General features: G+C 45.1%; 10 protein-coding genes. 8 read left to right on the forward strand and 2 right to left on the reverse strand.

Translation table 11 applies throughout. The features are described 5' to 3' along the window. Window positions 1–161: 161 nt before the first annotated feature. A complete protein-coding gene (locus tag AYW75_RS18225; protein ID WP_067102641.1) occupies window positions 162–1,037 on the reverse strand; it encodes a hypothetical protein in 876 nt (291 codons plus the stop codon). Window positions 1,038–1,056: 19 nt separating this feature from the next. After that, window positions 1,057–2,046: an SAM-dependent methyltransferase gene (locus AYW75_RS18230; protein ID WP_067102643.1), complete on the reverse strand. Its 990-nt coding sequence runs from the start codon at window positions 2,044–2,046 to the stop codon at window positions 1,057–1,059. Between the two features lie 118 nt (window positions 2,047–2,164). Between AYW75_RS18230 and AYW75_RS18235 the strand changes: the two genes are divergently transcribed. From AYW75_RS18235 to AYW75_RS18270, 8 genes are all read left to right on the forward strand, one after another. Further along, window positions 2,165–4,144 carry a phytanoyl-CoA dioxygenase family protein gene (locus AYW75_RS18235; protein ID WP_067102645.1) on the forward strand — a complete coding sequence of 660 codons (1,980 nt, stop codon included), beginning with the start codon at window positions 2,165–2,167 and terminating at the stop codon, window positions 4,142–4,144. Window positions 4,145–4,157: 13 nt separating this feature from the next. Beyond that, window positions 4,158–4,766, forward strand: coding sequence for an alpha-ketoglutarate-dependent dioxygenase AlkB (locus AYW75_RS18240; RefSeq protein ID WP_067102648.1), 609 nt, complete (start codon window positions 4,158–4,160; stop codon window positions 4,764–4,766). Beyond that, window positions 4,763–5,464: a nitrilase-related carbon-nitrogen hydrolase gene (locus tag AYW75_RS18245; protein WP_067102651.1), complete on the forward strand. Its 702-nt coding sequence runs from the start codon at window positions 4,763–4,765 to the stop codon at window positions 5,462–5,464. The genes AYW75_RS18240 and AYW75_RS18245 overlap by 4 nt, the downstream gene beginning before the upstream one ends. A gap of 28 nt (window positions 5,465–5,492) precedes the next feature. After that, entirely contained in the window at window positions 5,493–6,218 is a 726-nt protein-coding gene (locus AYW75_RS18250; protein WP_067102652.1) for an aspartyl/asparaginyl beta-hydroxylase domain-containing protein, read from the forward strand. Between the two features lie 157 nt (window positions 6,219–6,375). Beyond that, window positions 6,376–7,596, forward strand: a complete 1,221-nt coding sequence (locus AYW75_RS18255; RefSeq protein WP_067102655.1) for an SAM-dependent methyltransferase — start codon at window positions 6,376–6,378, stop codon at window positions 7,594–7,596. A gap of 17 nt (window positions 7,597–7,613) precedes the next feature. Then, window positions 7,614–8,543, forward strand: coding sequence for a methionyl-tRNA formyltransferase (locus AYW75_RS18260; protein WP_067102658.1), 930 nt, complete (start codon window positions 7,614–7,616; stop codon window positions 8,541–8,543). Window positions 8,544–8,632: 89 nt separating this feature from the next. Next, window positions 8,633–9,223, forward strand: a complete 591-nt coding sequence (locus AYW75_RS18265) for a phage tail protein (RefSeq protein ID WP_067102661.1) — start codon at window positions 8,633–8,635, stop codon at window positions 9,221–9,223. A 144-nt stretch (window positions 9,224–9,367) separates the two neighbouring features. Then, a partial coding sequence (locus AYW75_RS18270; RefSeq protein WP_067102664.1) for a DUF4347 domain-containing protein occupies window positions 9,368–15,300 on the forward strand: 5,933 nt, incomplete at its 3' end.

Here is a 15,300-nt window from a genome sequence, read left to right on the forward strand (position 1 = left end):
TCATTCATGATGGTTCGCATCGCAGTAAGCGTTTCCATACTGTCAGGGAACTCACCACCTTTTGGGTTAAATATATCCGACTCAGCTGCGGTATCTCCAGACACACCAAATATCGACCATTATCAGTCGAAGTAAGACCCCTTCCTACACACCTCGAATAGCTACCCAAACTGCACGCATGTTTTCGTCCAATGTTGATTGACCAACAAAGCCTTTTGAATAGCGCTATCTCTAGCCGACCCCAACAAATAGCCTTCTACAGCTCGTGCTTTCTGACAAGCTTTCAAAGCAAGCGACCGGGCCTGCTCAATGGATTGATCACCACCTGCCGCAAAAGCTTCATACAAATGTTCAGGAAAAGATAACTCACTAATCGCCTGTTCACTCATGGCAAATTCACTACGCTGGGTCAGCGCAATCATATAATCAAACATGCCATGTAGCTGGGGGCCAGCATTTGGCTGTAGGATAATTAATGGGACGTATGGTGCCAACTCAGGGTAAACAATATTAGGCAGCGATGCCGCCCCCCAGTAACGTTTAGCAATCACTGCAAAATGCGCAAAATTTTGAATTGGACGTAACCCAGACTCTGCGAAAGGCAATACCTCTACCGAAGGTTTGTTACGGTCTACCGTGTCATTCGCCACATCTACATACCAGCTTCCGAGTAGAAACGCATTTTGAAAATATTCGCCGCGCAAATCCCCCCAGACTTGGCGAAACTCCCCTCCCGCCGCTATAAAAGCTTTGATAGCTTGGAATGCTATAACATGCTCAGGCGTGCTTAATTTTGATGGTTCTAACTGGGCAAACGCTACTTCGAACGCCTGGGAGATTTCAAGACATTGTCCTAATGGATAAGCCTTGCCAAGCTTTATAGGCTTTGCGTTTCGCAGATGTACGTTTAATTGCCTGCGTAGCTCAGTAAATAATTGCTCAATTTGAGGCTGATATTCACTCAGATATTCATCGGTTAAACGCCCTTGCAGCTTAGGATCTACAATACGCGGCTCATTCGGTAAACAAGGTAACATTGACACCTCGACATCAGACTTAAGACAAAACTGCTGAACATAATAAGCCCGGCATATGCCCCTTGTTGTAGGAAAATACTAGCGTATTAGCTTTATGAAAACTTTTTGGCAGTGCATAGACTATAGGGGTTGTAAGACCGTTCTCGTACTCTTTTATAACAAGTTCATCACATAATTGTATGTGTGTGAATAAACATGGTACCAATTTGGGATTCATATATTCTGGAACAATTAATGTTTCAGCCGTCATAAGATCACTGTTTGAGTCTGCCGCCAGTAGCGAATTTCGGTTCATGCTGAACACAAGACCTAAGCAAAGCCTATCTTTTATCGTTTCTTGCTGATCAAACTCCGTTTCAGGGTCAACAAAACACAATGAAATATCTATTTTCTCTGGAATTAAAATAGCATCTGGCGCTTGCTTTAACAGATGCTCATTGATGGCTACATGCCCTTCCTTTTCTAATCCCGGCAACAGTAATTCAGAGACAATTAAATCCGGCATCTGAGTATTAGGAATTTGATAATCTAACGCATCTCCCACAGCACACTGAATGCGATCATCAAGGCCTAAAATATGCATTATCTGTTTTAAAGAACTAATTGAAGCCGCATGATAATCAATCACATCTACAATCAGTTGCTTAGCCGAAAATAAGACCAGCAAAGGTAAAACCAATATGCCGTATGGACCACAACCGGGATAAAGCACGCGAACAGGCAGGTTGTCGGGCTGATTCCGTAACAACGCAGACACGCTTTGATAAACAGCGGTAAGATAGCGTCGAGTGCGGGTTAAACCAAACGCGCAATTTCCAGCCATGTCAGGCGATAATACCAATCCCGATTGAGAATACCGAGGCACTTCATGATTCGCCTCCAAACCAGCCAGCCCTATCCAGTATTGAACTAACTCAAGGCATATTTGATCCGCTCGTCCGTCGTTCTTTTCCTCTAACATCAAGTGAATCAGATCCACCAGCACTCTCTTATTTGGCGCTTCCAACATCGTTCATCCCATACCCTACAAATCATTTACCCATTAAAGCTCAAGCTCTATTGCAACGCATCATGTCATCTATCTATTATGAACAAACTGGATCAGGATGGATAAGGAATGGACTCGCATGCAAGCACGACTAAAACAAATTGTTCAGGACATACTACACTCATCTAATAGTGAGCTAAATGGCAATAAACCGATTATTGATCAGCTAGTTAAAATTCTCTGCGATATAACCGAATTAGACATCCATCCTGAAATTTTTATCGATAACAAATTCTCCGCAACGGCTCAGGGCAAAGCCGTATCCATGATTACGGCTGCCCAGTGCGCAGAAGAGTTTATGCGCACCCAGGTATTTCTAAGAGGTACGCATCAAGCTTTACAAGAGCAGCTTGAACATAAAGAACACATCCGAGTTTTATACGCTGGAACAGGGCCGTTTGGGCTTCTGTTACTGCCTTTACTACCCTTATTTCCACCGAAAAAAATAAGCGTCACGTTACTAGATATCCATCAAGAATCGTTAGATGCATTACAGAAAGTACAGAATTTACTAAACGTAAACGACCATATTGAATGCATAGACTGTGTTGATATCTTGCAGTGGCAACCACAGCCAGATCAGACGTTCGACATTATTATTTCTGAAACCATGAAGGCGATGCTGGATCATGAACCTCAAGTGTCGATTTTTGCCCATCTAAGCCCTTGGCTTGCGAAAGATGGCTGTTTAGTGCCTGAATCCATTCGCATAGACGCTTGGTTAACACAGCGGAATAACGCCACCTACTTGGGCAATGTGTTTACCTTAAACCATGAGTCTGCGCTCCAATTGAACCAGCAAGCAGAACCGTCCATTCAGCAGGCACTCACCATCCCAAGCTACCCAATCGATGCCCCATCAGACTTGAAGTTTACGACCGATATTACCGTATATAGCCAACATAAACTGAGCGAGAACCAGTGTTCTTTAAACCTGCCGCGTAGAATACGAGAAGCCAATCCTAAACCAGACTCTAAACTTTACTGTTTTTATGAATTTGGTGATCATCCAAAGTTCAAATTTGAGTTTGAACAACTGGCTTCGTTTCCAGAGCAGTCTCTTCCGCCAGCAAACAATCAAGACCTACTTAATTTGCCCTATCTAAATCGGGTTTGGCATAAACATCACCAACATCGGCATAAAAAACTGCCGCCCCATATTCAACAACAAGAATGGGCATTGGATATAAAAGTTTTCGACATTCTGAAGTTGGGGTTAGAGCGCGCGATACAATCCCTGTATCAAAGCGACAACCCTGACCAATGGGCACACTACATACTTGAGCATAACCAAGGTCAAATCACCGCCCAACAAAGCCAGCAACTTCAAGAATGTGTCGCCAGCTACTTCGCTCAAGATACAGACAAAAGTGAGACGATCCCATCACCTCTGACCAAGGAACAGCTAAACTTTTGGCAGCAGAATGGTTATCTGGTCATACCCAAAGCTTTAAGCGATCAAGAGTGCCAAGCGCTGCTGGCCGACATTTGTCATCATATGCAAATATCCCTATCTGAACCTGAGTCTTGGTATCAACACACGGCACCGCAACACCAGATAATGGTTCAGCTGTTTGATAGTCCCGCTCAAGAACATATACGTCAGAAGCAAAGCATTAAAGATATCTTTGCTCAGCTTTGGCAAACCAGCGAACTGACGCCATCCTATGACCGGGTCAGTTTTAATCCACCTGAGACGAAGTCTTGGTCTTTCCCTGGACCTCACCTACACTGGGATATTAAAGCATTCGAAACACCGCTCCCCTTTGCCACACAAGGGCTGATTTACCTAACCGACACCGCTGAGAATCAGGGCGCTTTTTGCTGTGTGCCGGGGTTCCATAAGGAATTTGACGCTTGGGTACAACAGCTACCCGAGGGAAAAGCCCCTCAACAGCAAGATTGGAGTGATTTCAATGTCACACCGATTGCCGCCCAAGCGGGAGACCTGATTATCTGGCATCATGCCCTGCCCCATGGCAGCAGTCCTAATCGCGCTCAACACCCTAGGATTGTGCAATACTTAAACATGACACCATCTAGCAGAGCAGAGTTTTAAAGGAGGCGAACCGATGCAACAGCCGCTAGCCTGCGAAGTACAGCATCTTGAGCGATTTATATCGGAACAAGAAAGCCTAGCCTTTCAAAAGTGGATGAATGAACACTATGACCTAACAGACTTTGAGGAAATTCACTTTGCGACCGGGCAGACCTATTCTATCCAGCCATGGAAAATGATGTTTGTAGATTCACGACTCACGGACTTCAACATTCTTCCGAGAGAACACGGTCGACGAGTCCTCTTTCCCCCTTTGTTAGAGAAAATAAGGAATAGAGTCAATCAACATATCGGCTTGCAATTCGACGTTTGTGTCTGTTTGTACTACCCGAATGGCCAAGAATATATGGGGTTTCACTATGATCCGCCAGCCTTCGGCTCTACCGACATCATTCCATCAATAAGCCTTGGCACAACAAGAGAATTCCAGCTTCGAAGAAAAAGTGATCACACAGAGCTGCACCGTTTTCAGTTAAACGATGGCAGTCTGTTTGTTATGGGGGAAGGTTGCCAAGATGAGTATGAGCACGCTGTCCCAGCGATGCCCGATTGCACTCAGCCTAGATTCAATCTCACATTCAGGCAGTTTCATCACCGATCCAAACAGGGAAAGCCATTATGAACTTAGGCTTTTTTCAGTTCGAAGTAACCTTTGCAGACGTACAGGAAAACCTGAACAAAATAGAAAGCGCGCTCATGCAAAGTGACTTCGACCTAGTTTTACTCCCAGAACTATGTACAACAGGTTGCCTGTTTCTCTCAAAACAACAAGCCATTGAACTCGCTGAAGACATCCCATATGGCAAAACCACCCAGACCTTAATAAAAATAGCCCAAGCCAAATCCGCTTATATTATCGCTGGCATGCTCGAAACCGAGGCTGAACAACTCTACAACTCGGCCATCATAGTTGGACCTGAAGGCTTTATCGGAAAACATCAAAAAGTCCATTTATGCTCATCGGATAAGACTTATCTCAGTGCTGGCACGCAGTTTAATACCTATGAAATTTTAGGTAAGAGAATTGGCATTTTGCTTTGCTACGATATTTGGTTCGACAGTGCTAATAAAGCTCTAACAGGTCAGGACATTGATATTCTCTTTAATCCATCTAACTTCTGTGGTGAAGACAGTCTGGAGACTATCCTGCAACAGACCCAAAAGAATGCTGTTTACTCCGTCGTTGCGAACCGCCTAGGCATGGATCATGATACGGGTACAGGCATACAGTTTATCGGTTCGAGCAGGATTATATCCCCAACAGGAGAGGTGTTAGCAGAGGCTGGAAGAAGCCAAATATTACGGACAACGACAATATAATCACTCTAATGAAAAGGAACCACTTGCTATGACAGATGCCTATCATAAATTGCCACTGACCTTTGATATTCCTCAGCTCAAGCAAGATCTAGCCAGATTACAAAATAACAACTGGCTTACTCACATCAACAAAAATGCACACAATGGCGGTTGGACATCCCTCCCTCTCAGATCGGTTGATGGTCAGATTAATAATTCCATAGTCGTTGAAACCAATCCAGATCGCTATCAAAGCACTCTGTATCTAGAGCAAAGCAGCTATTTACAAAAAGTGCTTGGTGGCTTCAGATGCCAGCTCATTTCCGCCCGCCTTATGTCATTAAAAGCAGGGCAAGAAATACGCCGTCATACAGATATGGACTTATGCTTTGAAGACGGCTGTGTACGGCTGCATATCCCGATTCAAACACACCCAGATGTTACCTTTATTATTAACGACCAGCCCATTCATTTTGCTGAAGGTGAATGCTGGTATATGAATGCCAACTACCCACATCAAGTAAATAATCATAGCAAAACAGACAGAGTTCACCTGGTCATTGATTGCCTAGTCAACGACTGGCTGGAAACACTCTTTCTTCAGTCAGGTTATAAAAAAGATATTGTCGTGTATAAATACGGCAACCCAGGCATTACTGATGACAATATATGGCAAGTCATCGAACAGCTTGAGCAGATTGGAGGAGAAACCGCCTTAGAAATAGCCAGCAACTACCGCGCCATTTGGTTGCAGGGTGCTTTACACACAAAATAAGCTTACGGAATATAAGTATATTTGTTGCAAATAACATGGACTTCTACTATCAATAGGGGATAAAAATTAACAAGACTGAATTGATTGATTAGCCACCTACAGAGAATAACTCACTCGGTATGAAGCAAAACAATCAAACAACTTTAATGGAATAAAGATGTCTCTAAAAACGCTTTCTCCAATGACTACTTTCGCAGACCCTAAGTTAAAAGATATTTGTAACCAAAACCTGCGTAAGCAACTTAATAATCTTTTAAATCAGCTACCAGAAAACGAGCTACAACAAGCATTACAGAATTCATTTAATACACTAGTCGCACAAATTCTCAGCGATAAACTTCCCCATACCCAGCTGGTAGACCTCTTCGCCGATGCCTATGAAAACTTACTCGCGAGTTATGATAAAGCAGAGCTAACCGAGTCAGAAAAAATGACGTCTTACATCAATGCCACGGGCTTGGTCATGTCTGTTGAAAATGCCGTCCATACCTTCCAAGATATTTACCGAGTTCAGGCTTTCCTGCGCGGCATACATCAAGCGTTGGCAGAAAAGAAAGATAGTGAAGCCGTGTATATTGTCTACCCTGCATGTGGCCCCTGCGCGCCCTTATTGCTGCCACTTATCAGCTACTATGCTTCGAGAGATATTGATCGTCAGAGATTAAAAATCACGCTCATAGATATCCAGCCGGGCGCTGTTAAAGCACTCAATAAGCTAATTTCTGACCTTGATATAGCGGATTATATTCATGAGGTTCTTTGTTGTGATGTCATGGATTTTCAGCCGAACTACAAAATTGATGTGCTGGTAATGGAAGCCCTACAACATGGTTTCACAAGAGAAGGTCATCTCGCTTTTGCGAGGCACCTTGTACCATTCCTGTCAGAAGATGCCATCATGCTACCAGAGAAGATTACCGTGACCGCTTCTTTAAACATTGGTCAACGGGAATATGTGGATCAATGGGCTAATCAAGAACGCAGCCATTCAAGCCTAGTGGATCAAGACATTCAAAACGAGCGCAGTGTGTTAGGCGAAGTATTCTCTCTTTCTCTTGATAAGCTACACAAGCTCACGATCATTCCACTTGGAGACGGAATGGAGTTGGTTGAGTGCAATCAAGTGCAAATACCAAAAGGCATAGAAAACATAAATAAGACAAGTCTATTGCTTAGCGTTACTGCCACTACATTTGGCAACGAACAGATCAAGGAATACGACTCCGGAATCACGCACCCGTTATGTGATATGTCTGTCTGTATAGACTTTGTCCCAAAAGCGGCAGAGCCTGATGATTTATTAGTTAAAAGTGGAGACTGGTTAAAATTCTACTATAAATTATCGGGGACTCCCGGTTTTTTACCTACTGTTGCATAAGGACTAAGTGAAATAACATGGACAAGTTGCGAATCACAGTACTGACCTCAGGCGCTTCATCTTTAGAACTTATTGGCTACTTGCAGCAAATAAACAAGTTGGCAGGCGTTTTGATTTTTGGCACTTGGGACCAAGAAAAAGCAATGCTGGCGCAACAATTATCTCAAGCTAATATTTCGGTGCAAAGTTGCTCCAACAATGAAAATGACACACCAATTACAGCCATCACCAGTTGGAAATGTAACCTAGGCATTGTTTTTTGCTGTCGTGAAAAAATACCGCTGCCCGTTGCCAACACACCAAAATACGGTTCCATCAATCTACATGGTTCACCATTACCTAACTATCGTGGCCCGGACCCAATATATTGGCAAATACGCAATGGTGAGACGGAATCCGCACTGACTGCTCACCTACTAACAGATCAGTTCGACCAAGGCAACATCGTTGCACAAGAGCCCATCTTTATTGGCCCATTCGATACCGCCAACCGTTTATTTAGTAACTTGATTCAAAGCATACCTGCTCTGCTAGAAACTATCTTCGAACAAATTAAGCAATTTGGGCAATTGCAAGAACGCCCCCAACAAGGCGAATGTTTGCTAACAGCGGCAAGATTAACAGAGCAAGACCTAGTCATTTATTGGCATAAAGTGACTGCGAAGCAACTATGTAGCCAAGTGAGAGCTGGTAATCCTCAGCATGGTGGCGCTAGGCTAAACATGGGGCAGAGTCACGCCCAACTATTACAGGCTACGTCCTCATTGTTATCTACCTATGATGCCCCCCCCGGAACCATTATCCACCTTTCTCCTGATCAAGGACTCATCGTGGCATTGAAAGAAGAAAGCATTAGGCTCGATATTATCGCGAACAACGATGGCGTGTTAGATGGCTACCGCTTTGCGAAAGTTTGCCAATTATCAGCAGGTATGAAGTTCACTTAGTATTTTACATTTACAGACGAAACCGAGTTATGAGAACCATAGCCATTCACTGTAGAAATAAAGTCAATTTATACATTAGGAGAGAGTAAATGGATAACTATTTAGGTACAACACTCATATTTGGCGGCAGTTTTGCCCCGAGAAATTTTGGTTTTTGCTTTGGGCAATTAGAGGCTATCTCACAAAATCAAGCTTTGTTTGCCATCTTAGGGACCCAATGGGGCGGGGATGGTCGAACCACTTTTGGACTGCCTGACCTACGAGGAAGAACTCCTGTTGGCTGGAATACCAACTTCCCTCCTTTCCACCAGTATCCCATTGGTGCTCAGTTTGGCGTTCAAGATCATGTTTTGTCCCATAGTGAGTTGCCACAACATAGCCATACCGCAGCTCTGTCCAATGTGGCAGCGACTGTCACCACCTATGCTGGAACGAGCTCTGATGACGCCGAACCAACTGGAAACTATTGGGGAATTACACCTGGGGGAATTGGTGGTCAAAAAACTTATGCAAATCATAGCTCAACAACTATGGCCGCTGATGCTGTCGAGGTCACGATTACAAGCGGCGCAGTCAGTATTGGAACATCCGGTAATTCAGTGCCACTAGATATGCATCAGCCAAGCCTTGTTATGCCCTTTATTATTTGTATGGAGGGACTTTTTCCAGCACGGAATTAGACATTAAATAGACGAATTCAGACTTGGGTTCGAATACCGAGTCTGATCGTCACCTAATAACATATGTAACTCGCTAGACAATTACTTATTTTCATTAAAACTGTAACGAACTGTTTTGTAGATTTGTTTACAAAGGAAGACACCATGCGTACGGCTTACTCTCAAATTATCTTTATTGACCCTACTGTTCCTGAACGAGACTTGCTGATTAAAGATCTCCAAGAAGGGGTAAAAGCCGTATTTTTGGAGCCGCACCAGGATGCGATCCATCAGATGAGTAGCCATCTGCAACAGTACCGTCATCTGGACGCCATTCATATCGTTACCCACGGCGCACCGGGGCAGTTGATCTTTAGTAATAGCGTATTAAATGTACAAACACTAAAACAATACCAAGTTCAACTGGCTAACTGGTCACAATTCATGTCAGATAAGGCAGATATTCTGCTTTATGGTTGTGAGACGGGGCAAGGTGATCTAGGACGTGAGTTTGTACTTTTACTAGCGGAAATGACCAACCATCCCGTACAAGCCTCTAGCTCTCTGGTCGGTAATCATGAGCTAGGCGGTACATGGGAACTCGACTTCACCTCCCACAGTAACACACATCAGCATGCACTAAGTAAAGCAATCATGAGCGATTACCGAGGCTTATTAAGCACTTCAAACGAGGTATATTTTATCGATGCATCTGTGCCAGATTCCGATACATTAATCGCAGGCCTCGATGACAATGCGGAGATTGTCTTTATAGAATCTAATGAAGACGGTGTTCTCAAAATGGCCGAGTATTTAGATGGCCGAACGGATATAGACGGTGTTCATGTTATTTCCCATGGTTCTAATGGTGCGGTTTATCTTGGCGACAGCACACTGAATAACGCTAACCTAACACAATACCAAGACGCCCTAGCCACCATTGGCTCCGCCATGGCGGAAGATGGCGATATTCTTCTCTACGGTTGTTCCATCGCAGAAGATGAAAACGGCCTAGCCTTTATCCAAGCCTTAGCCGATCTAACACAAGCGGATGTCGCTGCCTCTGATGATTTAACAGGGGCTCATGGTGATGGCGAGCTAGAGCGACAAATTGGTCATATTGAAAACTTCTCTCAGGGACTAACCAAGGCCTTTGATAGTTACCAATATGATTTGGCTACTTTTACAATGGATGGATCTGGATCAGCTCCCTATACCGAAACGGTTTCGGGAGTGACAATGACAATTACTGCTGCAGGCGGGGTAACTACAGGCAACTTTGGTAACCAATACGGCACTATTGATAATATATTAGGCGTATCTGGATCTCCAACCAGTTTGAATATTTCATTTAACACCGCTATTGATGTAACAAGCATGGTTTTAGCAAATGACTTCAACAGTCCAGACATTACCTTTAAAGTCACGCCAAACACGGGATCTGCTGTAAACCAAACTATTTCTCTAGACTCTGGTCAAGTCGTTAGCCTCGGGTTCATTGGCATAACGTCCATGACCATAGCTTATGACCCATCCGCAAATTATAACGGGTATATAGACACTATTGTTTTCACCCTACCGCCGAGCGACCCCACAATTACCAGCTCAACCTATAATGCCAGCACCGGAGTATTAGTCGTAACTGGAACGAACTTTACCGCCGATGCTGGGGCAGATGTCATCGCCAATAAACTCACCTTGACTGGCGAAGGCGGTGCGACTTATCAGCTGACCGATACGGCGGATGTTGAGATTACCAGTGCCACACAGTTTATGCTGACGCTATCAGCAATCGATCAAGCCGCAGTAAATCAGATGCTAAACAAGAACGGTTCTTCCTCAACTGGAGGAACGACGTTTAATTTAGATGCCGCGGCAGGTTTTATGCCAGCCAGTGCCGCAACATCGGATGCAACCAATGCCATTACTGTCAGCAATGTGGCCGCGCCAACAGTCACGAGTGCGGCGTATGATTATTCGACAGGCGTGTTAACGGTGACAGGTACGGGACTATTAAAAGCCTCTGGTGCAACCAATGATATTGATGTCACCAAGCTCACCATTATGGGTGAAGGTGGGGACACACGTACGCTGACCAGCAGTGATGTTGAAATCACCGACGGCACCAGTTTTTCTGTGACGTTAAATACAGCAGATCGCTTGGCGGTGAACGCGCTTTTAAATAAAGATGGCACCGCGTCTGATGGGGCGACAAACTATAACATTGCCGCGGTCGAAGATTGGAATACGGGCGCGGATGCAGCGGTGAGTATCGCCGATACCACATCCAATGCGATTACAGTCTCCAATTATGCTGCGCCTGCCATTACTAGTGCAACCTATGATTATAATTCCAACCAGCTCGTTCTAACTGGGACGAATTTTGTCGCCAAATCCGGGGAGACCAATGATGTGGATGTCTCACTTTTCACCATCACAGGCGAAGGTGGGGCACCTTATACCTTGACCAGTGCCACGGATGTGGACATCAGTTCAGCCACCTCGGCCACCATTACGTTAAGCGGCGCGGATATCCAAAATATTGAAGCTCTGTTAAATAAAGATGGAACCACATCCGCGACGGCAGGGACGACCTTTAATCTGTCTGCAGAGGATAATTGGATGGCGGGTGGTCCGGCAAGCGCGAATATATCCGATGCGACTACGGGTGTGACGGTATCGAATTATGCGGTGCCTGCGATTACGAGCGCGACATTCAATTATGACACAGGTGTTTTGACAGCCACAGGCACCAATTTTGTTAGTACCGCCGGAGCGACTAATGATATTGATGTCACAAAACTGACTCTGACAGGTGAAGGCCCTGCGACTTATACCTTGACTGGCAGCAACGTAGAAATCACTTCATCTACTCAATTTAGCGTTACGTTGGCGGGTTCTGATCTGATAAATGCACGCACCTTATTAAACAAAGATGGCACAGCATCAGCAACCTCTAGTACTACCTTTAATCTAGCTGCTGCCGAAGATTGGATGGTGGGAGCACCTGCGGGAAATACGGTTGCCGATGCAACGAGCGGGGTGACGGTTTCCAATTATACGGCGCCTGTGATTACCAGCACGACTTATGATGCATCAACAGGCGTCTTGGTATTAACTGGCACGCATTTTGTCGGTAAGAGCGGGGGGGTAAATGATATTGATGCGTCTCTTTTCACTTTTACCGGTGAAAGCGCAGCCACTTATACTTTGAACGATACGACTGATGTAGAAATCACCTCAGGAACTACAGCCACAATTACATTAAGCACGACAGATAAGTTGAATGTTAATGGTCTTTTAAATGCGAATGGAACTGCATCGAATACGTCGAACACCACTTATAATGTGGCAGCAGCTGATAATTGGATGGCGGGAGCACCTGCGGCTAATAACACTGTCGATGCAACGACGGACGTGACGGTTTCCAATGTGGCGGCACCAACATTGAGTGCAGTTGTATATGATTTTGCGGCGGGCACTTTAACATTAACCGGGACCAATTTTGTTGCCAAAACCGGGGTATCCAATGACGTGGATGTGTCGCTTTTCACGGTCACAGGTGAAGCAGGCAGTACTCGTGTGTTAACCAGTAATGATGTAGAAGTTACCTCAGAAACCTCTGCCACCATTACGTTAAACACAGCAGATAAAGCGGCAGTCAACGCTTTATTAAACAAAGATGGCACATCCTCTGTTGATGCGACGACATATAATCTTGCGGTAGCAGATGACTGGGTTGCCGGAGCCTTGGCTGGAGATACCAGTAACGCAACTACAGCAATTACCGTATCCAATTATACTGGCCCCACATTAACCAATGCAGCGTTTGACTTCTCGGCTGGCACATTGGTGTTAACAGGCACCAATTTTGTGGCCGCTTCAGGGGCGAATAATGACGTTGATGCCTCTAAGTTGTCTATTACAGGTTCAAATGGGGATACTTATACCCTGACCAGCAACAGTGTGGAAATCACTGATGGCACAACTGCGACCGTTACCTTGAATGCATCGGACCTGCTGAGCGTTCGAGGCTTACTGGATAAAAATGGTACCAGTGCAGATGACGCAACGGTTTACAATGTCGCAGCGACGGAAGATTGGATGGCAGGAGCTCCTGCGGCAAATACCATTGCTGATTTAACTGGGAATGGTATTACAGTTTCCAACTATACACTCCCAGCTGTAACCTCTGCGACTTATGACAGTGATAGCGGCCAGTTGGTTGTAACAGGCACTAACTTTGTTAGTAAAGCAGGCGCAACTAATGATATTGATATCTCCACTATCACCCTAACCGGTGGCACAACTAATGCCACCTATACCATTACTTCGACCAGTGATGTTGAAATCACCAATGCAACCAGTTTTACCATTACATTAATTGGGGCTGATAAAACCGGTGTTGATGCGCTACTGGATAAGAGTGGTACCAGCTCTGCAGCAAGTTCCACCTATAATATTGGGGTAGCAGATAATTGGATGGCTGCGGCACAAACATCCGCTGATATCGCAGATACCACTGGTAATAGTGTGACTGTTTCTATTGCACCTAAAATCACTTCGGCTACATATGATGCATCCGCAAATTCACTGGTGGTTACTGGCAGCAATATTCTAGCCAACGCTGGCGGGGCTGATATCGATGCGTCAACATTAACTGTTACTGGAGAAGGTGGTAATACTTACACGCTAACGGATACGGCTGATGTTGAACGAGACAGTATTAGCCAATTTACCTTAACCTTAAGCGCCAATGATGCCGCTGAGGTTGAGCAAATTATCAACAAAAACGGCACCTCATCCACAGGTAGCACGACTTATAACATAGCTGCAGTCGATGACTGGAACACGCAAGTCACCTCTGGTGATACAGCGGATGCAAGCAATACACTTACAGTCTCTAATGTCGCTGTTCCTGCAATTACGAGTACCACTTATAACGCCACGACAGGTGCTTTGGTCGTTACAGGGACTGGTTTTTCCAAGCTTAATAGTGGGCAAGATATTGATGCCAGCTTGTTTACTTTCACTGGAGAAAGTGGTGAAACTTATACACTAGTTGGCTCTAGTGATGTTGAGATCACTTCGGGCACCAGCTTTACCATTACATTGGATGCCACTGATAAAGCAGCGGTAAATCTGTTCATGAACAAAGCAGGGGCGGCTTCCACAGGCGGCACCGCGTACAACCTAGCCGCAGCCGAAGACTGGGCTCGCGGTGCGGACAGCGCTGTTGTGATTGCGGATACGACAGGTAATGGCATTACTGTATCCAATATTCCAATACCGACCATCACCTCGGCTACTTATCATGCGCCAACCAACAAACTGGTTGTAACGGGTACCAACTTCACTAAAGCCGATGGAAGCAATAATGATATTGATGCCTCTACCCTAACCTTCAAAGGCCAAGGTAATGCGACTTACACACTAACAGACAGTTCTGATGTCGATATTACCTCGGCGACTCAATTCACAGTAACGCTCAGCAGTACGGATAAAACAAGCGTCGCAAATATTCTCAACAAGGCTGGAACCGCATCTAATGACAGCACAACCTATAATCTCGCTGCCGCGGAAGATTGGGAAAAAGGCGCAGATCCGACGGTTAATATTGCAGATTTAACAGGTAATGGCATTACAGCTACACTTAATACCGCCCCTACCTCTGCAGATATGACTAAGGCTCTCGGCTTTAACAGCACCTATACCTTCAGCGCTGCGGACTTTGGCTTCAGTGATGTGGATACTGGCGATACACTGGACCATATCACTATCACAACCCTGCCAACGAAAGGTACCCTAGAACTCGATGGCACAGAAATCACAGCGACGGATACCGATATACAAGCAAGCAATATCGGCAATCTGACATTTACCCCAGATAGCGGTGGCACAGGTGCCGATTACGCCAGCTTCAAGTTTACTGTGAGTGATGGCACAAATGATTCAGTTACAGCGAATACAGCAACTCTGAATGTGGCTAACCCGCCTGCTCCATCAACGCCCTCGACACCGACTCAATCCACAGAAGTAGACGGCGCCACGGTCACACAGTCCACACAAACCAATGCTCAAGGCCAAACCATCGAAAC

It is taken from the genome of Marinomonas atlantica (assembly GCF_001639725.1).
Lineage (GTDB): Bacteria > Pseudomonadota > Gammaproteobacteria > Pseudomonadales > Marinomonadaceae > Marinomonas > Marinomonas atlantica.

Bases quoted from the DNA above. Each gene is read 5' to 3' on its own strand.
- AYW75_RS18265 (WP_067102661.1), top strand. From the start codon at position 8,633: ATGGATAACTATTTAGGTACAACACTCATATTTGGCGGCAGTTTTGCC.
- AYW75_RS18255 (WP_067102655.1), top strand. From the start codon at position 6,376: ATGTCTCTAAAAACGCTTTCTCCAATGACTACTTTCGCAGACCCTAAG.
- AYW75_RS18225 (WP_067102641.1), bottom strand. From the start codon at position 1,037: ATGTTACCTTGTTTACCGAATGAGCCGCGTATTGTAGATCCTAAGCTG.
- AYW75_RS18240 (WP_067102648.1), top strand. From the start codon at position 4,158: ATGCAACAGCCGCTAGCCTGCGAAGTACAGCATCTTGAGCGATTTATA.
- AYW75_RS18250 (WP_067102652.1), top strand. From the start codon at position 5,493: ATGACAGATGCCTATCATAAATTGCCACTGACCTTTGATATTCCTCAG.
- AYW75_RS18230 (WP_067102643.1), bottom strand. From the start codon at position 2,046: ATGTTGGAAGCGCCAAATAAGAGAGTGCTGGTGGATCTGATTCACTTG.
- AYW75_RS18245 (WP_067102651.1), top strand. From the start codon at position 4,763: ATGAACTTAGGCTTTTTTCAGTTCGAAGTAACCTTTGCAGACGTACAG.
- AYW75_RS18260 (WP_067102658.1), top strand. From the start codon at position 7,614: ATGGACAAGTTGCGAATCACAGTACTGACCTCAGGCGCTTCATCTTTA.
- AYW75_RS18235 (WP_067102645.1), top strand. From the start codon at position 2,165: ATGCAAGCACGACTAAAACAAATTGTTCAGGACATACTACACTCATCT.